The 20,404-nt window shown below is 54.9% G+C and carries 10 protein-coding genes; 3 read left to right on the plus strand and 7 right to left on the minus strand.

Features of this window, described 5'->3' with window-relative positions; all coding sequences use genetic code 11:
• Positions 1 to 1,312: 1,312 nt before the first annotated feature.
• From FXB40_RS26550 to FXB40_RS26560, 3 genes are read right to left on the minus strand one after another with little or no spacing between them, the layout of a single operon-like run.
• The gene (locus tag FXB40_RS26550; protein WP_246207980.1) at positions 1,313 to 2,230 is read right to left on the minus strand and encodes an alpha/beta fold hydrolase; all 918 of its coding nucleotides are present in this window, start codon (positions 2,228 to 2,230) and stop codon (positions 1,313 to 1,315) included.
• Positions 2,227 to 3,003 carry an alpha/beta hydrolase family protein gene (locus FXB40_RS26555; protein WP_148775086.1) on the minus strand — a complete coding sequence of 259 codons (777 nt, stop codon included), beginning with the start codon at positions 3,001 to 3,003 and terminating at the stop codon, positions 2,227 to 2,229. Before FXB40_RS26555 ends, FXB40_RS26550 begins: the two co-directional genes overlap by 4 nt.
• Before the next feature lie 15 nt (positions 3,004 to 3,018).
• Complete coding sequence (locus FXB40_RS26560; protein WP_347339781.1) at positions 3,019 to 9,426, minus strand: amino acid adenylation domain-containing protein; 6,408 nt, start codon at positions 9,424 to 9,426, stop codon at positions 3,019 to 3,021.
• Between the two features lie 284 nt (positions 9,427 to 9,710).
• On the opposite strand from FXB40_RS26560, the gene FXB40_RS26565 reads away from it, so the two are divergent.
• A complete protein-coding gene (locus FXB40_RS26565; protein ID WP_148775088.1) occupies positions 9,711 to 11,165 on the plus strand; it encodes an oligosaccharide flippase family protein in 1,455 nt (484 codons plus the stop codon).
• 1,356 nt (positions 11,166 to 12,521) lie between these two features.
• Positions 12,522 to 13,106, plus strand: coding sequence for a hypothetical protein (locus FXB40_RS48745; RefSeq protein ID WP_210352189.1), 585 nt, complete (start codon positions 12,522 to 12,524; stop codon positions 13,104 to 13,106).
• A 212-nt stretch (positions 13,107 to 13,318) separates the two neighbouring features.
• Here FXB40_RS48745 and FXB40_RS26570 read toward each other — a convergent pair whose 3' ends face one another.
• A complete protein-coding gene (locus tag FXB40_RS26570; protein ID WP_187437159.1) occupies positions 13,319 to 14,428 on the minus strand; it encodes a GNAT family N-acetyltransferase in 1,110 nt (369 codons plus the stop codon).
• Positions 14,429 to 14,447: 19 nt separating this feature from the next.
• A complete protein-coding gene (locus FXB40_RS26575) occupies positions 14,448 to 15,275 on the minus strand; it encodes a glycosyltransferase family 2 protein (RefSeq protein ID WP_148775090.1) in 828 nt (275 codons plus the stop codon).
• Positions 15,276 to 16,328: 1,053 nt separating this feature from the next.
• On the opposite strand from FXB40_RS26575, the gene FXB40_RS26585 reads away from it, so the two are divergent.
• The gene (locus FXB40_RS26585) at positions 16,329 to 16,784 is read left to right on the plus strand and encodes a hypothetical protein (protein WP_148775092.1); all 456 of its coding nucleotides are present in this window, start codon (positions 16,329 to 16,331) and stop codon (positions 16,782 to 16,784) included.
• Positions 16,785 to 17,015: 231 nt separating this feature from the next.
• On the opposite strand, the gene FXB40_RS26590 is transcribed toward FXB40_RS26585, so the two are convergent.
• Entirely contained in the window at positions 17,016 to 17,426 is a 411-nt protein-coding gene (locus FXB40_RS26590; protein WP_148775093.1) for a hypothetical protein, read from the minus strand.
• A gap of 873 nt (positions 17,427 to 18,299) precedes the next feature.
• The gene (locus FXB40_RS26595; protein WP_347339783.1) at positions 18,300 to 19,742 is read right to left on the minus strand and encodes an undecaprenyl-phosphate glucose phosphotransferase; all 1,443 of its coding nucleotides are present in this window, start codon (positions 19,740 to 19,742) and stop codon (positions 18,300 to 18,302) included.
• Positions 19,743 to 20,404 lie beyond the last annotated feature (662 nt).

Genomic DNA, 20,404 nt, shown 5'->3' on the forward strand with positions numbered 1-20,404 from the left:
CGACCCGAAAAACGCTAGTGTGGCGCTGGTGGCTTGGGAACGGGAGAGCCCAAGACGCCGAACGGATCACTGCGGCCAGCGCGAGCCGTTTCAAGGTGTGCGAGTTGGATTGACGAGGTGTGCTGAGGATGCTCGCGATGTCGTGCAAAGGCGAAACGTCATCCCTCGTTTTGAAAGACTCCGAACGGGCAAACCATAATCTAGCGCCATCCTCCTTGTTGCTGTTTGGGTGATCCAGCGCCCAACTGAGAAAGTGCTCGGCGTTGGCGACAAAGAAATGATTGCTGGATTGATGGGTGCATTAGTCCTGGCGGCAGCCATCGCGGTGACAGCGCAAGAGTTCGCACGCGGCGGTGGCAAAGAACGGACTGGTGGGCATATCTTGCTCAGGCTAAGTTATGTCGTTGCGACGAGCGCGAGACAGACGGGATTTATCGTTTTTGCCGTCGGCCTTAAACCACTTAAGAGGCAATCCTAAATGATACGCCCGCGTGCGGAGCTGCGCGGCTGTCCTCATCAACGAATTGGCGATGTCATTGACTGATGCACCCGATTCAACAAGCGATCGAAACTGTTCGTCATCAGATCTTGACCAAGGAGTGTTTTTTATTTCTTTCGTCATTGAGCGATTGCGCAAGCGTGGAAACGCCTCGATTGTTCGAGCAAGAGGGATATTGTCCCAGTTAGCAAAAGGCCAGCGGCAAAAGAGTAGAGATCTTAGCGCTCGCTCTCTCTAAGATCTTCCTCTTGCTGGTTGGCCGCTTTATCGACGAAGTGATATCGACGGATGTTCATGTCCGTTGGGACCTGCTGTCGGACGTTTTCGCAGAGACGCTCCGTGCTGGTATCGCCCGACTCTCAAAATTTACGTCGGGGACACAAATCCGGAGAAAGGAGCAGATTACCTCCATGGCGGCGCTTATCATGCGCACCGAGGGCAGGCGTGGCGATTCCGATAGGCTATGGGCGCGGTTCGTCGGGAAAGTCGAAACTCAACAATATGAAAGTGACGGCTCCAACGATCAGGAGCACCACACAGAGAGCTGCAATACCGTAGGACCACACGAAAAAACTCCCTTGCAGATAATAAAAGCAGACCAGCGAGAGGGGTATGATCGCTCGCCGGCTTCGCCTTGCGTAGGCCCTGGATTGGGGGTGAGGCAATCGCCCAACCATGGCAATCTACATCGACAACTGGAAGTCGCAACCGGAGCCGGGAATTAAGCTTGATGGCGAAGGTTAAACGCCGTCGAGTCCTTTGGAGAATTTCAAGTGTTTTGCTTTCAATCTGTCGCTACGAAATGAGCTCGATTTAAGCGGTCCAGAGCGCCGCGATATCGGATCTGTTCGATAACTGAAAAGGCGAACGGTCGAACTTGGTGGTCTCACACCAAAATCTCACCAACTCGTCGAGTTCATTTCTGGATTCTACGGAACTAAAAGTATGATCGGTATCTTTGAAAAACTCCAAATGTAATGAAGCTTCGAAAGAAACCCTGGAAAAGGCGCTAGTAAATTGCTCGCGGTAGGTCTGGCGAGGCGCATGATGCCGCCCCGTACAAATTACCAGCAACTTTACTCCTACCTGCGTGGTAACCTCATAGGCTTTCTCAAGTGAGGCCCGGACATCCAGTCCCTGATATACGAGGTGCCCCGGTCCACCTTCCTTGTGCAGAGCCTGCGACAGATGTTCGAGGAGGCGCCGTAGTAGCTTGCTCCTGTGCAGACGAAAATTCCTCCAGCTTTTGACATCACGCAAACGTCGAGAAAGATAATCCAAAAAATAGCGGGCCGTTGGCGGGACGTAGGGATCGATCAATACCAGCCCGACAATGCGCGCATCGGAGAATCCGTATAGGATTGCGTGGTCGGCGCCTGAGCACAGGCCGACTAAAACAACTTGGGAAATCCCTCGCGTCGTCTGGAGCCAATCAATAGCTGCTTCAATATCCTCCAAATTAGATTGAAGGAGCGGTCGGGCCGATGAGTGAGGCGAACTGTCGCCAAGGCCCGAAAAGTCAAACCGTAGAACCGTACGGCCCGCCCGGGCGAGCTTTCGGGACATCGACACGTACATTCGGTGATGCCCAACGCGATGGATCGTGCCTGTGTTAAGTATGACAACGCCCAGTTTCTCGTCGCTCGTAGTTTCAGCAGGTTCTGCAACGATCCCGATCACGCCTTTTTCGGGGCCGAACTGCGCAACGCGTTCGACGAACTTTACTGTCATTTCAGCCACTTGAGGATCCGATCAATTACTTCAACAGGAAGGCCCTCCTCCTGTTCGGCTGAATCTTTCCACGGTGAGGGCGCTTTCAGGGTCGCGACCTCGCTGCTGTCTTTCGAGAGGCTGCCGATCTCGCAATCCCGATGCGGACCGTCGGTGAAGATCGTCAACACTCTCGAAGGCAGCATCACCCTGCGCGAACACAAATCTATTGAGCTTAAGCCATCAACGAAAGACGACGATACGAGGAGCCCCCCCAACTCTGAATCAGCCGCAACAGCCGATGAACCAGACACGGCAGGATCGGAGGACTTTTCGTCGTGGCGGTTTTGCCGATCCAAGAGCGAGTCAACGTAATCGGAGCCGCACAAAATCGGATCCCACAGGATAATATTGTCGGCTTTGATCGAAAGTTGTTGCGCCGATTGGGCCACGAGGGTCGCGCCAAGCCGCATGCCGACAACCGCGATGCGCGGCCTCCCGCTCATGTCCTTCAGTTCGCTCAACGCGGTCGATATGTCGGCTCTCCAGCCATCCAATTGCGCGTCGACTGTTTCGCCGCCTGAATCGCCAGCGCCGTAGTAGTCAAACCTCAGCGTGTCGAGGCCGATAGCGCAGAGCCTCTTCGAGAGCGCGCGAATCGATCGGTGGGCGTTGCTATATTCCCTGCCCCACGAACTACAGAGCAATGCCGCACCTGTAGCCGGGTAATGTGTTGCCGTCTCATAAACCCCGAAAAGACGTCGTTGGTTTGATCCGAAGAAGAACGGCAACATGGTCAAGATTTCTGCTCAGCTTGCATGCCCGCCGGCTTCGGCGATCTGTCGCAGGGTCTTGAAATATAAGGTCCGGGGATCCAGCGCTCGTCCTGTGCGCTGCTTAAAGATGCCGGCCATTCTCACGGCAAGAAGCGAGTGGCCGCCCAACTCGAAGAAATTGTCGTCAGCACTGATCCCTCTCACTCGAAGTAGGTCTCCCCAAATTTCGGAGATCATTCTCTCCATTGTTGAGGTGGGCGCAACGTGTTCCGAATCCAGTGGTGCCCGAGCGCTGAACGGATTGGGCAGGGCTGCGCGATCAATTTTTGCGTTGGGCGTCATGGGGACACTATCAATCGCTATAACAAGAGCGGGAACCATGTAGTCGGGAAGGTGATTTCGCAGGTAATTCCGCAGTTCGCTAGCCGTCGCTTCCTCATGTTTATAAACGACGTAGGCTATCAGGCGATTGTCCGCCGCACTCAGCTCGCGCGCGACGACAATCGCTTCCGCTACTGCCGGGTGCTGCCTCAGCACGAATTCGATCTCGCCGACTTCGATTCGAAAACCTCGCACCTTGATCTGATTGTCAATTCGGCCAAGATGATAGAGTTCACCGTCTGAGCTCCATTTCCCAAGGTCGCCCGTTCGGTAGACTCTCTCTCTCTGCCGTTCAACGAAGCGATCGCGCAGAAATCGTTCCGCCGTGAGCTCTGGCTGCCCATGATACCCCATTGCCACGCCTGTGCCAGCAATCAGAATTTCGCCGGGAACGCCGATCGGCGCTAGGTGACCGTCTTGGTCCACGATGTAAACACGGGTGTTTTCGATCGGGCGGCCTATCGAAATTGGCGACTGGCCAGGCTCAAGCCGTGCTGCAGTTGACCAGATAGTTGTCTCGGTCGGCCCATATAAGTTCCAGAGTTCACCGACACGGGCGAGCAAAGCGTTGGCTAAATCGCGGGATAGCGCTTCGCCGCCGCACAGCGCCCGGAGGCGGCCGTCACCCTCCCAGCCGCTATCAATGAGCATGCGCCAAGTCGTGGGCGTCGCTTGCATTATTGTTGCCCTGCTCTCCGCGATCAGGCGCGAGAGCGCAACCGCATCGGAAGCCGTCGTCCTGGGCGCGAGTTCTATGCACGCACCTACGCTCAAAGGCAGATAGAGCTCCAATCCGGCAATGTCGAACGAGATCGTCGTCACGGCAACCATCACATCACTATCCCTCAGGCCAGGCCGCCGCGCCATTGAGAGCAGGAAATTCGATAGCGATTCGTGCCCGACCACGACGCCTTTCGGTCGTCCTGTCGATCCCGACGTGTAGATGATGTAGGCAACGCCTTGAGACGAGGTGCCATGCGCGTCATCGTCGCCTGTCACTTCGCTCTCTGTCATCAGAGATCCGCTATCGAGGTGAAGTAAGCCATCGGGCGGAACGATTTGATCTTTGGAGACCGAATCCGTAATCAACGCGCAGGCGCCGCTGTCTGCCAGCATGTACGCAAGCCGGCTTGTGGGAAAAGACGGGTCAAGAGGAACGTAATACGCTCCTGCCTTTTGTATGCCGAGCAACACCGCCACAAGATCGATTGATCGCGCCATACAGATTGCGATCCCGTCGTCTGGTCGGATACCGGATCTAGAGAGAGTCTTTGCAACGGCGTTAGCACGTGCGTTCAGCGCGGAGTAGCTGATCTCTTGCCCATTGAAGATTATGGCCGGTGCGTCGGGAGCTCGTACAGCCCGCTCTTCAAACATGGCAATGAAGCGAGGCCGATTTTGGTCGAGTGTGGTTGTGGCGTTCCAGCGACGCAGGATCTGCTCTTCTGCCGCGGGCAACATCGGTACCGAAGTGATATGCCGCGTAGGGGTGGCCACAATGCTCTTGAGAATTTCGATGTATTGAGCCGCAAAACGTTCGATCGTTCGATGTTCAAACAGATCCGTATTGTACTCGAAAGTGAGCCGCTTCGATATTTGGGGGTCTACTGATAGGCTCAGTTCGAATTGTGCGCCTCCCCTGTCTATGGCAACAGGCTCCCACTCCAGTTCGTCAAATGTAACGCCGTGGAACGGTGCATTCAGCATATTGAACATAACTTGCACGAGAGGTGCTCTACTGTTGTCTCGTGCTTGCGCAACGTCCTGGACCAACTTGTCGAAGGAAATATCCTGATGCGCATATCCATCCAGTGCGGTAGCGCGGATCCGCTTTAGCAGGGTCAGGAAGTTCGGCTGCCCAGACAAATCAACGCGTAGGGCGAGCGTGTTTACAAAGGTGCCTACAAGGGCTTCTAGATCGCTATTGGTGCGATTTGCAATTGGTACGCCGATCGCAAAGTCTTCTTGTCCGCTCAATCGGTGCAGTTGAAGCGCGAACGCCGCTAACATGGTCATGAAGAGGGTGCTGCCCTCGCGTTTGCTCAAATTATCCAGCTTCACAAGCAACGACGGGTCGATCGGCGCCAGATAGGCGGCACCGTTTAATCTGCGTACTTGCGGACGGACGAAGTCGACCGGCAGCTCAAGCGAGGGAAGTCCCCTTAGTGTCTCCTGCCAATACGATAGTTGCTCTTCGAAGATGCTTTGATGTTGGCGCTGCCAGATTGCATAGTCTTGGTAACGAAGCGTGATTGGTTCCAGAATGACTTGTTTTCCTGCACGCAGCGAGTTGTACGCTGTGGCCAACTCACGAGCGACGATTCCGACCGACCATTGGTCGCCCGAAATGTGATGGACGGTCAGCTGAAGCAGATGCTCTTTGTCCGCGATTCGGAAGAGCAACGCACGAAAAACGGGGCCGCAAGTCAAATCAATCGGCGCTCGTGCATCGGCACGTGCGATCCGCAGACCTTCCTCCAACGCTGTATCGCCAAATGCTCGCAAGTCGGCCGCGACGAGCTTTTGGGGGCTCCAAGGTTCGATCCGCTGCCCGATCTCGCCGTCCAATTCGTAGAAAGTGCTGCGCAAATTCTCGTGCCGGCGACGCACTTCGTCCAAGGCTTTCGAAAAGGCTTCGGCATCAAGAGTGCCGAATAAGCGCACGGCGCCACTTAAATTGTAGGCGGAATTCTGCGGATCGAGGGATTGTATCAACCACATTCGCTGCTGCGAAAAAGAAAGCGTCGGTTGAGATCTGTCGATCTGAGAGGCGATCCGTCCGACCACTTGTCTGACCGAGGTTACTTCTGCGGTGCCGTCTTCGGCGGCTTGACCCGCGGAATCGGGTGGAGGAATAATTGCCTGTTTTCCGTTGGCCTCGTCGATTCGTCGGGCGAGGCCCTCCAGCGTTGGGGTCTCGAAGATCGTGCGAAGAGCAAGTTCGACGTTGAGAATACGGGAAACACGCGAGGCAAGCTGGGTCGCGAGCAGCGAGTGGCCGCCCAAATCAAAGAAGTTGTCGAACCTTCCGAAATGCTCGATCCTCAGGACGTCCCGCCAAATAGCGTATAGCGCGATTTCTGTGCTTCCTAGCGGCGCGAAATCGAGAGCAGTTTCCGTTCTTGGCCAGCCTCGGGCTGCAAGTGAGGCTCGATCGACCTTTCCGCTAGCGGCTAAGGGCAGGGCAGCAATGGGAAGGTACGACGCCGGTTGCCAAAGACCGGGCAAGCTCCGGGACGCTGCTGTGCGCATTTTTTCGATCAGGGCGGCAGTCTGTCCGCTGAACGAGTGGGATGCCGCGCTCTCTGTGAAGTAGGCGAGGAGTTTCGGCTCAGACGCAGCGTTCTCGCAGACAACAACTGCGGCCTCCTTGACGCCTTCGATCCGTGTCAGAAATAGCTCGATATCATTTAAGTCGACCGAAAGGCCATGAAACCGCATTCGAAGGTCGTGGCGGCGCCCGAGAAACTCCACGGCACTGTCGGAACGCCACCGTCCAAGGTCCCCGGTCTTGTATAGACGCGCGTTCGGATGAGCAGGGTCAACTGGCGATCGGACGAGCTTTTCCGTGGCGAAGTTCGGGTGGCTGCCCGGGACCCCAATGCCCCCAATGTAGATCTCGCCCAAGACGCCGGCTGGCACCGGCTGCATCAATGGATCGAGAATGTGCACTTGAGTATTGGCGATCGGGCGTCCAATCGCTGTTCCTTGAGAGGGGCCTTCAGTCAAGCATTCCCAGTGAGCGGCCTCGAACTCACCATTGGTCGGAACGTATAAATAATAGAGGCGTGCCTCCGGCAGATGATCGCGACACCGCCGTGCCAATTGGGACGGTAACTGCTCGCCGCTGCAGAAAATCCGACGCAACGAACGACACCTTACAATGCCCTCGGAATTAAGAAACGACGGAAGTGCGGATGGAAAGAAATGAGCTGTGGTGATACCAAACGCATCGATCAGCTGTGTCAGGTACTCCGGCTCAAGATATCCTGACGGTTTAGCCATGATCAGCTTGGCTCCGACCCCGAGTGGCCAGAATAATTCCCAGACCGATGCGGAAAGCTCAAATGGCGTCTTTTGTAGCACGCAATCGTCAATCGTAAGGTGATACTGGTCCTGCATCCACTGCAACCGATTTGCGAGCCCCCGGTGCTCGTTCAGCGTTTCCGTCGGTCTGCCTGTGAGGCCCAAGCTGAAGATTACACAAGCGAGGTTATTCGGAGTTAATCCAACCGCCTGTGCATCGAGGTCAGTCCCCGCAAAAGACGAAATGACTTCATCGTCACGATCCATGCAGATCGTTTTGCATTGCACGTTCGGGAGTCGCGCTCGTACGCTATTCGCGGTCAGGATGATCGATGGACGGATTGTTCCGAGCAGCAATGCGATTCGGTCGGGCCCAAGAGCGGGATCAATCGGGACATAGGCTCCTCCAGATTTCAGGACGGCGAGGAGTGCCACTAGCATCTCGATGGATTGATCGAGACAGATCGGAACAAGCATGTCCGGTCCGACACCTTCCGCCTGAAGGCAGCGGGCAAGCTTGTTGGCGCTGAGATTCAATTCAGAGTAAGTCAGGTTCGTCCTTTCGAACGAGACTGCAACCCTATCAGGGGTAGCTCTTGCCTGCTTTTCGAAGTATTGATGAACGAGAGTGTCGTCTTGGTAGTCGTAGCGGGCGTTGTTGATGCCGACCAACATCTTCTCCTGTTCCGACGAGGAGAGAAGGGCGGCACGGTTGCTAATGGTATCGGGCCTCGCTGTGCATTGACTTATTAGGGAAAACAGATTGCCGAGATGCTCATCAAGTTGTTTCTGGTCGTATCTGGCAGAGTTGGCGACAACGTCGATCCGATATCCGGTCTTAGCCGAGCCTCCGTAATAGACAAATTGGATGTCCTCGACCCGCCAGTTGCCCAACGGGAGGCGCCGAATAACCTGGTCCGAGAAGCGGATGTCTTCATCCAGGGGCATATAGTTCGCAAAGGCGGAGAATAGGTCGGCGGTTTGTGGCGATAGCCCCAAGTCGCGGCGCAGGTCTTCGATCCGATACAATTGATGACGGAAGGCCTCGCGCATCGCGCGGGCTGTTCGGCGTAGCAGGGCGTCAAAATCTTCGTTAGGATTCAGGCGAAGCCGAAGAGGGATCACGTTGGCTGCCATGCCGACGGCGCGTTTTGAGTGACGGCCGATTCGCGCCGAGACTTGCATTCCCAACACAATGTCGCAAGATCCAGTCATGCGGTAGAAATAGAGAGCGATGCCGGCCATCATCACGGCCGCCGCACTCGATCCGTAGGCTCGGCCGAACGACTCGATGTCAACTTCACCAGGAAGCCAACCGGTGATCTGTCGGACGCCTGCGTCTGGTGCAGTGGCAGCCGTGCAAGTAGAAAGAGTTGTGGCCTCCGGACATCCCTCGAGAAGGTTCAGCCAATAGTCTCGATCCCGCAAATAATATTGAGATCGACGATAAGCAGCTTCGGCTTCGACGAGGTCGTTTTGCGACGCAAAGCGTTCGAGTTCGCAGTGCTGCCCGTTGATCAGACGACCGTAGATATCGGCAACACGACGAAGCAGAAGCGTCCATCCAAAGCCGTCGTTCACGAGGTGATGGTTGACCGCATAAAAAAAACAGCAGTCGGCGTTGACGCGAAGCAAGGCAAAACGAAACAGCGGGCCGTGAGCCAGATCAAAAGCGCGGGACAGATCCGCGCGCATCCAGGCTTCGGCTGCTGAGCGCGAATCAAAGACGACGAATGGCATTACCCAATCGTCGTCTTTACCGAGGTATTGTTGGGGCCCGTCGGCGGTTCGAACGACGCGGAGGTGCAGGGCGCCTGCCTCCTTGACCGCCTGCCGCAAAGCCAATTCGAAGCACTCTTTGTCAATGGCTCCGCTGATTTCGACGCACTCTCCTATATTGAAAGCCGGATCGTGCTCGTTCAGCATCTGGGCTAGCCAAATGCTGACCTGACCTTGCGTAAGGGGAAAAAGCTGCGGGTTTTCGGAATTTGAGTTCTCTAGGTCCAAGGGAAAATCTGCTCCTCGGCGTATCAAATTTAACTGTCTTGAAAGTCAGAATTAGCGGCTAAGGTGTTGCAGTACCACAGTTTGCATACTACTGGAATATTCTCGGTCGACGCAGATATCCAGATCATAGGATTAACAGGCGCATGACAGGGAACCGGAGGGGATTTGTCTAGCGCGCTGAGACTTGACCTCGTGTGTCGATTTGTCGCCAGCCCTCTCGCGGAGCATGATTGCCCGCCACGGCCGCGGCACCCTGGGCTCGGCCATGCAAACGCCAGAACTCCCCTGGCCGGTTCCATGGAGAAGGTCAGATGGGCGTGAGAAGGGCGCTTTTCTGGGCGACGATCGGGCGAAACCTCGTCATGTTAATCAATCTCGCGGTGGCAATCATCGTCGGAAGGCTGATAGGGCCCTCTGCCTTCGGCGTTTCAGTTCTCGGCGGCTCGGCTCTTATCGTTGCTGAAGCCCTGCGTGAGATCGGCGGAGGCGCCTATCTAATTCAGGAAAAAGAACTGACGGCGCGGCAAATCCGCACGAGCATCACGGCGAGTGTTCTCATATCAATCGCGATATCGGTTCTCTTGTACTCTTCCGCTGGTCCGATCGCGGACTTCTACAACTTGCCAGAGGTCGGCCACTATATCCGGATTGCTGCGCTCGGATACCTTCTCGGGCCGTTTATTTTTCCAGTCTTTGCACTCATGAGCCGCGAAATGGCTTTTGGATCCTTTGCGTTCGTCAATGCGTCGATGGCCGTCGTGGGTGGACTCACAAGTTTTTGGCTAGCAAAATTGGGTTTTGGATACATTTCGCTTGCCTGGGCAACGGTTGCGGCCTCGGTTGCGGGGAGCGTGCTCTGCTTTCTGCTTCGCTCCGATCGCTCAATCTATTTACCATCACTAAGTGAGTGGCGCAGCGTAATAGGTTTTGGAGCCTTTGATGGCGCGACAGCGCTCGTTGCCGCAATAGGCGAATATGCCCCATATATTGTCATCGGTAGGGTACTCGATGCGGCCAATGTCGGGATTGCGCAGCGTGCGGTTCTGCTTGCAGCTTTTCCCGAAAGAGTAATACTCGCCGGCGTGGGCGCAACCGCCCTTCCGGTCTTTTCGCGAAGCGTGCGTGAAAAGTCAGATACCGGTGCGGTCTATCTCAATGTGCTTGAGTTGATATCTGCGGTCCATTGGCCCTGCCTCCTATTGCTGGGTACGGTCTCGACGCCTTTGGTCGGCATTGTGCTGGGGCCTCAATGGATTGAGGTCGCGCCGCTTGTGAGGATCCTCTGTCTTGCGGCCGCTTTCTCCTTTCCCTTGGCCCTCCAATATCCTGTTCTCGTTGCGGTTGGCGCCGTGAGATCGCTGCCGCCGCTCGTTGCTGGGCAGGTCATATTGAACACCGCGGTTACTGCATTTGCCGCAAGCCATGGCCTATTCTCGATTGCGTGGTGCTTGGTTGGCATCATACCTTTAAACGCGCTGATCGCGGTTGCAGTAGTTCGCCGGTATCTCGATTTTTGCTGGAGCGATTTCTTCGGCGCGCTTCGGAAGAGCGTTGTGCTCACGATCTTTAGTGGCTCCTTTCCAATTTGGGTAGTTCTCACCCGTGGGCATCTGGGTGACGTCTCGATTGAAACAGGATTGCTCGGCGTACTGCTATCGATAGTCGGGTGGGGCATCGGCCTGCTCGTGACGCGCCATCCGCTTCGTCTCGAGTTGGTTCGAGCGGCGAAGATAATAAAAGAGAATGTTGATGCATGGGTGCATTAACCCTTGCCAGGACTGATGCGCACGAACGTGCCACATGATCTTGGACCAATCGCGCTAGAGGGCACCATTTGCTGCATCGCAAAAAGAGTTGCTTGTGTCTCTCTCTCTCTCGCAACTTTGGAGTGCGCTTGCAATCCGACGGAAAATGTGGGGAAAGCTTAACTGCAAGCCGACGCCGGTGCTCCGCAAAATACTGCTGCGCAAACTGGTTCACCGGCGGGACCGGTATGCTTATATATACCCAGTTTAGCTCGGAGCCCTGGTCTCGCGGATGACCATGCGATGCGACGACGAATGAGGCGGCGATACCTGTCTTGAGGACGCTGGCCCATCGTCCGACAACATTGTAACTCGGAACTTTCGCTCAGCCGGCGGACGGGCAATCATTGCACCCGCATAGACTGCAAGGGAAAGAATTGCAACTGTGATTGCAACCGCGCCTCCAAGCAAAATCCATAAAATCGACATCCGGCTCCCCCAGAATTCATGCCGCCCAGTACAAGGCAGCGCATCTAGCGTGCCAAGCGAATCGTTTAGCTAATCACCCCAACGTAAGGGTGGAACCAAAATCGGGCGGCTTCTAGGCGCGTAGGTATACAAGTTAACACACTCATGTTTGTTCCAGCCAATTGCGGGAACTACGCAGGGCAATTCAGGTTTCTTGCTATGTCTACCAGTGATCCTCGTGAACTTGCGCAGTTGCTCGACGGGGCAAGACGCAGTCTGGGAAATGGAATCAACCACGACTTTCTGAGGAGGGCTCAGATTGATAAGGGTTGGATTTCTCAAAGAGCAGTTATTGAGGAGTATTATCGTCTCATCGCACGCTCCGATGAGGATCAGCTGTCGCAGCAGCGCCCACGGCATGGCTCACGCGTAAAAAAGTGGCTTACCAACTTTGTTGGACGTCGGAACCGCGGGTAAGAGCGGGATGCAATTGCAGGTTTCCAGCAACTACAACCAAAGATTGGTTAATGTGCTGTGCTGCCGCGAGGGGAATACCCGCTAAGACTCGCTTTTTCTGCCGACGCCGGTTTTTACCGGTCGCAGTTTGTCCGCTTTCGTGCGTGTGTGCGGCAGCAATCGACACAAGATATGGATGGCCTCAGGCTGAATTCTCCATGAGATCTGGCGGCTTGCAGATAATTATATTATTGAATAACCTATTAATTATTCTTTTATCAGGCGGCTTTGCAAAAAATGTATATTTTGGGGGCTCTGCTCCTGATAGCCGGTTGTCTTCTGTGCATCACGATCGCCTGGGCAGCGGCCGGATTTTTTGCGATGGGGAGCGGTCTTATTTGTCTGTTGGTTGCGGAGGAGGGGTGGAGAGCGTCTCGCCTGCCGGAAAGTGCAATGGCTCGGCTGATTGATCTCAACTCGTCGCGCGCGACTCCCCAAACTCTCTCAAGCCCATTTCTCTTAAGTCGCGAAGGAGATGAGTATGAACAACGCTGGAAGTGGCTCTTGGAATCCGATGCGGATCTTGCGAGCGTGGCCAAAATTCTCGAGAGATTTGGACCGTGTTATGTGGGCCAGCTCGCTCGAGTGTACACCGTGTTCGAAAGGAAAGACTTCCTCCCCGTCATACTCAAGATGATCGTCAGTGCAGCAAGTCACAATGGGGGTGCAAGCGAGGCTGCCGAGTCTCCGACGCAAGAGGGGAGCCGTGACGGTCTCGGCTCGGAGGCTAGGACGCCGAATGTTGATCCGCCCCCACCCGCGTATGGATCCCGCGCGCAAGAATGTGGAGAGGACGATACGACGACGTTGTCCGGACTCGCACAACCGCACCAGAACGATGGGCCTGAGGTTGGCCTCGATGACTTGGACAGCCTGAAGCAATTGTTCAACAAGCTAGCTTCATTTGAGGACAGCGAAAAATCCCTCATCGGACAGCGACGACCGGCGGGTGCCAAGAGTAGCATCCTCAGAGATTGAAGCGGCGACCGCTTGTTCTTGGTTTCTCGTCGTACAGCTGTGCGGCATTCCGTCAAGAGATTCCCGGCAGCCGAACGTTCCTTCGCTAACCGCCGCTCGACGAATTCGCCAGTAGCCGAGTAGATTGTTGTAATGCGTGTGTACTGTGCCCTGCTTCCAGTACTTCAGAAACGCGCAAGCAGCCAAGTCATCGATGACGTTCTAGTGAAAAGCTATGGGAGGCCTTTGAGAGCGCCTCGTCTCCAAAGTTCAGATTTGGCAACAAGCTGACTGCGGATCGATTCTGTCGACTGAACGATGTCGTGGAAAGCAATTTCCGTTGGCAACCAACGGAGCTTTGATTGGTCTTTGCCTGTCGACAAATTGAGCGTGGAGAAACCGTGCCCGATCGCCCATTTGATGATCTCCACTACGAGAGTCGTCATCACACCGTACTTTTTCCAGCTAGGCTCAAAACCAGAAAAGTACAGATAGATGTCTTGGCCCAGGCCAAAGGCAACCCGTGATGCCACAATCTCTTCGTCGACCTCGAGCTCGAAAATACGGACCAGCCCGCGCGATCCCATTGCGCCGATAATATCATCGAGGAAACGACGGCTTTGAGCCGTATGGAAGTTATCACGGTGCTGCTTCATGTCTGCAGCCGATGACCGAGCCTGATGCAGACGAAAGAAACGGTGCAAAACCTCATCTTTGAGGTCGGGTGATTCGGTCACGCGGAGGGCGAGCTTATGCCTGTCGCGGTCTAGGAACTCGTACCCTTTCCTGATGCTCTTGCGGGTGTTGTTGGAAAGGGTTGAGTGAAAGTCCTCCCAACAGCCTGGTAGGTTCACGATGTAGTCAGGAAGAATGCGTTCGGTTCTCAGTTTGCCCTGAGGCAGTTGGACGACGGCGTCGGAACGAATGCCGCTCCATTTGAAGACATCCCAGTTCTTTTCTTTCTCGCCAAAGTGCTTTGCGAGAGCGGACAACGCGTCACGCTGATGTTCGGCTTTGCATACAAGGCCTCGAACCTCAGTAAGGCTCGGATCCGCTCCGAAAAACTGTACTTTGGACACGCGAAGCGGGCCGATATTTGGTTCGTAAGTGCGCATCAGCGGAGCAATCGCGAGAAGTTGCCCGTCGGGCCTTCGAACTTCATGGACGAAGAATTCGTCGCGCCGCAACAGCCCAGACCGAGAGAAATGTTTCCACCAAAGCTCGTTCCAGATGGGCGACGTAAATGGCATGCGAGGGGTCAAGCTGCTATCAAGATTCTCCCATTCACAACGCAGCTTCTGGAAGGCGTCGGTGTGGGACAGCCTACTGACAATCGGAGACATTAACTCTGCCATAATCGGCTTATACAAAAATGAATATCGCGCGAGCAAATAACTTCAAAGCGTAAAATTCGAAGCTGCCCCAAGTCGACTTGTACCTTGCGTTTGTTAGATGTTGTGCGACGTGAAGATCGTCGAGATCCAATTGGGTGAGCTCAGGCGCGTGCATAAGCGACGGGTTTCCAATGCGATATTTAAGTCCAACGCGATCGAGAAAGCACACGTCAAATTGTCGCATTGCTCGAGCATAAAGGTCTATGTCCTCGCGGAGGCGAAGCTGTGCGTCGAAACCGCCGAGCTGCTCAAGGCATCGTCGGCGCAACATCACTGCACTGCAAACTAACAGAGCCCAATGGAACATGAGGCATGCAACAAAAACGCGTCTTGAGCGAAAGCGCTCACAGAACATCGCGAGCCGTGCGGCTCTGTTAAAGTAGCGCTTTTCATGCTGCAGTTGGGAAGGCGAGCAATCGCCGAAGGGATCGATGCGACTGAATACTACGCCTACATTCGGGTTTTTTGCAAAAGCCTCCTTGACGGTAGCGTAATGCCCGGGTGGGATGATGTCATCATCATCAAGGAAATGTACGAAATCTCCGCGTCCGATTGGCCAACCCAGGTTTCTGACGGCGCTTGGAAAGCCCCCCGACGGTTTCGGGTTAGCTAGGTAGGTGACGCGTGCGTCGCCGACGCTTGCGACGACGGCTTCGGCAGACCGCTCTGGGCTGTCATCGACGACAATAATCTCGATCTCCGCCTCACGTTGACCAAGTACGCTCGAGATCGCCTCGCGGAGTTGGTCTGGCCGTCGAAACGTCGGAACTACGACCGTAAAATCAATTGCCTTCACGGGACATCACCAAAATTCTCTTGGATAATCGGCGGGACTCGGAAATGTGAATTATTAACATCTTACCCAGTCAACTGTACGGTTAAACGCGCCGTTGGTTTACGGCGCCGGTACAGGTCTGAATGACAGGTGGATCGGTAAGGGGTGCGTCTCTTGGAGTTGCTTGATTGGTTGAGCAGATGCGTCCGCAGCCGTAGAGCGCTTTCATTGGAGCGGGGCTATGGTAAGCTTCGAGATAAGTTCAGGGCATAGTTTTTATGCCACGGGAGACAGTTATGCGGTTCATTTTTGGGTTACTGCTGCTATGGGCATCTTCAGCTCAAGCTCAGAACTGCCAAACCGTGGCTGGACAGGTTCCTTGCGGATCGAGCGGACTATCGAGCGCACGCAACGGAGGTATTACCTATTGGAATGACGGAGATACTTCGCGGCGGTTCGGGAGCACAACCTATAATAGCGATGGGACAAGCTTTCAGACCTATGGGAACAGCTCGTATTTTAGTAACGGCGCTACGGCGCAGACATACGGGAACACGACCATGTTCAGTAATGGTCGCTCCTGCCAGCGATATGGGAACCAGTTGTTCTGCAACTGATCCGATCAAGTCTAGCCCGCGGCGTTCATCCCCACCCAAGCGAGATGCAAGTCTTGGCCAATGACCGACGACTTTTCCCGCCCAGGATTTCCTTATACGTATCGCTGGAAGAATGAGGGGCGGCAGGGACAGCGGTGTCGCGTGATCGCGCTCGGGACCATGTACTCCTGCCTGCTCGAGTTCTCAGACGGCTTCAAAATGGTGAGCACTACCAACGCTCTGAGAGAGGATCCCCCTGTCACGAGGCATGAAGGGCCTCCCTCGCCTCGCCAGTCAGAGTCGAGGCGTGACTCGCAAACAGCAGACCGAAGAGAGGTTCACGCTGCGGCGGTTCTACGTGCCGGCATGGGTCGAGACCGTTTGGTTCGTGCAATTAAATCTATTGCGGCAATAATTGAATATTTACCATATTTCGATAATCCAGTGGTCACTTACGAAGCAATAGTAAGGGGCCGCAATGGTCAGGCACTTCCTACTCATTCTGGCTATTGCCTCCTTTCTTTCCGGATGTTGCAGAGACACCAGAAGCTTCGTGCAGCGCTCTGCGTACGCCGCCTCTCATCCGGACGGGCTTCCTATTGTTGCAGTCCCGCGCCCGCATTTTGTTAAACTTTCCAAATCTCGCAAATCTGGCTTCGAAGTGCCGGCAGCGAATGGGCCGAAAACACCAGACAACGTACCGTCTGAAGACGAGCTGGCCAAGATGACTCCTTATTCGAAGGAATGGGTAGCTGCTCTGGAGGCAATCAATCGTGCAGCCGAGGAAAAGCTGAATCAGAAACTGGTCATTTGCCGTGGTTGTCTGCCGCCCCCGCTCGACGATCAACCCGGATCCATCGACGCGCCCGGGCAGATGAAGCGCTCCAGACGAGGAGGCGAGCCTTTCGCATTCGGCGCCGGCGTCATTCCGTGAATTTCAGAACTGCTACGCGCGCCTCAAAAGATCTACGTCTCCGTTCGATAACTTCCGGTTACGAATAGATGTGTTTGCGGAACGCTCGACTGCAGCGCGATCCAAAGCCAATCCAGCAGCGCCAACAGCAGCAGAATGGATACAGGCACGTACAGTGCGGCGCCGTTGAGCTGAATGACGCCATGCCGAGAAAGCAGGACGACTGCTACAGCAGCCAAATACATGAACAGATTAGCTACCAAAAAACGAAGTTGCCGTTCGCAATGGTTTTACCAGCGCTAGAAGTACAAAGAACGAAGCATAGTAGCAGCCGGGTGTAGCCATGATCATAATTGCTGTCACACCAGACGCAAACGCCGTGACGACATCGCGCGTCGTCCATATGACGCGCAGACACATGGCTGTCAAAGCTGCGCTTGCCAGGATGATGTACCAAATGTGCTCGCGCTTAGTCATGATAATGTCAGCCGAAATTCGCGTATAAACATATAAGCTCGACGGATCGACAAGTTCGCCGCGCATATTGCTGAGACTCGAACTGAATGGGACCATAAGTCCAACAGCGTTGGGCCCCATTACACCGCCGAGCAGCGACAGGCGCTGTGCCGATTCTAGCCACCCTGCCGCGCCGCGTCCGGCCATGCAGCCTAAGGCGACCAGCAGGAAGCCGACGCCGATAAATCCGAGCGCGAATTGAATTGCGCGTGCCTTTTCTTGCTACGCTGGCAATAGCGAGCAACAAGAAGTCGACGGACGCATAGAGAGCGACACTAAGTTGCCGAAACGGAAGCCATGCCGTGAATATTCGTTCGATCGCGATCCTAGAGGGGGGCGGATTATAACCGTGATCCAGAAAGATGTCCTGGTGGATACGATAGTGTGTCGCGTCCTCGCGGAATGCGGCCCACCGACTATCGGAAAAACGCATGCGAATTTGGTGTTGTAGCTCCGCCAATCGCGCGAGTGGCACCACATCGTTCGTCTTAAGGTCGCGGATCCGAGGTGGCGGGACGAATGTCGGATCTTTCTCTTCAAATGCCTCGATTGTTGCAACGTAAATACCATCGTAGCCAAGTTCGGGGAAATATTTCGAGCCTAATACATAATGATATTGGTCCCAGATGTGGAATGGCGTGCCGTCCGTATGGAAACCCCCGAAGTTTACGTAGCCGAACGCGCCAGCTGCGACCAGACACCACAACAATCGCTCGCGGAGCGGCTCGCGCCGAGCCCAAGACGCTCGACGAAGCGCCCATAGAACGAACAGCGACAACAGAATCGCGATGACTTTGACAAGCGCTTCCTTTGGTTCGCTCATGCTGACGAGTGTAATCGCCAGAGTTGGGACAACGTGGGGAAGCCCGTTGCCCGATCATCTCCGACCCAGCACTGCCCCCAAAGACACGCTCGCCCGAAAGCTGGCTGATGCATGACGAACAATTCTTATCACAAGACTACTGGTTTCGAACTTCCAGAGGTTCGGTCTACGAGATATGAAAGCGCCAAGCCCTGATCTTAGTAAGCATTACGCTGCTTGAGTACTTCTGAGAACGTCTTGACTAGAATCTTGGCGTCGAGCCTGAGACTCCAGTTATTGATATACCAGAGGTCCAGCCGAACCCGTTCGGCGATGTCATCTACGGTCGGAGTTGCCCCTCTGGCCCCGTTGCATTGGGCCCAACCAGTTATGCCCGGTTTGACGTGCTGACGAACGGAATAGTCGCTTAACATTTGTTCAAATTGGTCGTCGTGGGCGAGTGCGTGAGGGCGAGGTCCAACCAGTGACATCTCTCCCCGCAAGACATTGAACAATTGCGGCAACTCGTCCACGCTCATGGCTCGCAGAATGCGTCCAAGCTCAGTTACGCGGGGGTCATTCCGGGTCGCCTGTGCGATTGCTGAGCCGTTCTCCTGAACCGTCATGGTTCGGAATTTGAATATTGTGAAGCGCCTCTTGTTGAAGCCTTTCCGATCCTGATGGAAAATGATCGGACCGGGGCTGTCCAATTTGATAGCGATCGCTGTGATGACCATGATCGGCGACAGGAAAAGTAGCGCCAGGGCGGCTAGGATAATATCGGCTGTGCGCTTGATCAGGCACTGGGCATCGCTCAACGGCGCACTTTGAATATGAACGGCGAGTTTACGAAGGCACTCGGACGAAGCACCCTGCGTCAGCGAGCGAACGTTGACGTCAGGTAGTAGCCACGCGGCCATTGGAAGAGCCTTCAGGCGACTGCGAATGAGTTCGAAACGTGTTGCTTCCGTCCACGACAACGCAACCAGAATTTCCAGGCAATCGTGGCGTCTGGCAAAGTCGCTGGCCAAATTCAGGGTGCTTACATCCGCATGCATGGCATCCGGCCTGTTGGCGTCGCTCAGCAGAAAGATCTTGACGTCTCCCGTGCCAAACTGCTTCAGCAATCGTTGTCGTCTTAAGGCTGCAACTTCGCTCGATGAGCCGATCAGCACGATGGGACGCCATCCTACGATCTTACGCGATGCGGCCGCAGCTAGAGCCGCTTTCACGATGCTGCGTGCCCCGAATAGAAGCAATGGCGCGAGAATGCTGAAGGCGACGAACGCGCCTCGTGAGTAGCTCGGGCCAATCTTAAGCAGGAATGCAAGCAGCGCTAACAGTAGCGCCGTCACGGACCAGCAAGACATGATCGCGCCGGTCTCGAGATGCGCTTGCATCGCGTTTGGGAAGCTGTAGTGATCTCTTCCACTCATTCGGAAAACGTACAGCAGTCCTGCAAGGGTTCCGATGGCGAAATAGGGAAGCAGGTTCAGCTGGTCGTGGCTGATCAAGATTTGATAAGCGCTCCCTGCGATCGCACTCGACAGGAGAATGACAGTCAAGTCGATCGTAGAGAGCAGATAGGGAATGGCGCTCCCCGAAATGCGAAGAGTTCCTCCAGCGGGCTGCGGCCGAAACCGATCAATCTGCCCGCGAATATCAGAGCCGTCCGTCAAACCAGCACCGAACTAATTGAAATCGCTGAGTAGTTTTGAAATTCTCGACGTATTTACTTAAAATTAACCGTGGCACTATAACCAAAAACCGAGCCGCGTAAACATTTAAATTATTTAAAGCCGTGAAGGAGAGATCGTCGCGGCGATTGATCGGCGCTCGGGCCGAGTCACAGCGTTGGATGGATCGGCTGCCGTGCCATCGCGATCGATCGTCCATCGCAGGCTTGGAGCGGCAAGCTCATAAACGCGCCCTTTGACCGCCCAATCATCGGAAGCCATGCACCTGATTGACGCGCGACCTCTCTCAAGCGAGCGAACCGGTTCCTGATCCATGGAAGGACGCCGCGAGGCGCTGACTCAGTGGGTACGGTCTACAGGCCTCCGCTTCCCAGAGCTTCCAGCCGGGCAGGGTTTCATTTTCAAGCCGGAGGAAGCTCGATCTTGAGGCCGCTATACAATCGACAAGCACTCGATGATTGCAGGTTTGGGGCCCGTTATGGCAAATGGTTCGGCATGTACCGGGCATTATCGTGATGACGAGCAGATGCGTTTAGGATGTTGTTCGTCAATTGGGGTGTCACGTTGAGTTCAGATTGAATCTCTTGCTAGAATAATATTTTGGCCCGGTACCTTGGGGCGCATAG

Source organism: Bradyrhizobium rifense (assembly GCF_008123425.1).
Classification (GTDB): domain Bacteria; phylum Pseudomonadota; class Alphaproteobacteria; order Rhizobiales; family Xanthobacteraceae; genus Bradyrhizobium; species Bradyrhizobium rifense.